Source organism: Aureitalea sp. L0-47 (assembly GCF_026126405.1).
In the GTDB taxonomy this organism is placed as follows: Bacteria; Bacteroidota; Bacteroidia; order Flavobacteriales; family Flavobacteriaceae; genus Pukyongia.
The window spans coordinates 1-497 of the sequence record NZ_JAFMTQ010000050.1 but is presented as its reverse complement, the minus strand read 5'-3'; the positions used below and the strand labels follow the sequence as shown (position 1 = coordinate 497).

At 50.9% G+C, this 497-nt stretch carries 1 protein-coding gene; it reads right to left on the bottom strand.

The window, feature by feature from the left end:
* Positions 1-497, bottom strand: a 497-nt coding sequence (locus J1N09_RS15415; RefSeq protein WP_265201174.1) for a hypothetical protein, incomplete at both ends; no start/stop codon positions are given.

Sequence of the window (497 nt, the reverse complement as noted above, 5' to 3'; positions counted from 1 at the left end):
AACAGGTTACCTGGTCCCGGATCGATGGTTTGATCATCAAGACAAGTTACTTCAGGTCCTAATAGGTCTACCACAGTGATCATGGACTGACATGCCGCAAGGTTACCACTGGCGTCGGTAGCGAATACCGTAGCCGTTAGTGGTGAAGCTGCAATGTCGTCACAGTCTACCTCGTTGATATCTACTGCCATGGTAGTGACACCACAAGCATCGAATGCTCCATTTGATCCCGGAGTGATCTCAACAAAGAACGCATCTCCATCGGAGTTGTCCAGAGTAAGGGTCCAGTTAGCTGGATCGAACTGTCCATCGAAGCCAGGTACGAAGCCGCTCACTGTAGTAGTGGCAGGTCCTCCAATACCGTCAACCGATTGTGAACGGAATCCGAATACATCACCTGGTGCCAGGTTGATCGGTCCGCTGTTACCACTTTGAGCGTTAGCCCCTAGTGGATCGGTAAGCTCGGTGTACGTTCCGTTTAGAAGGTATCCGAAGGA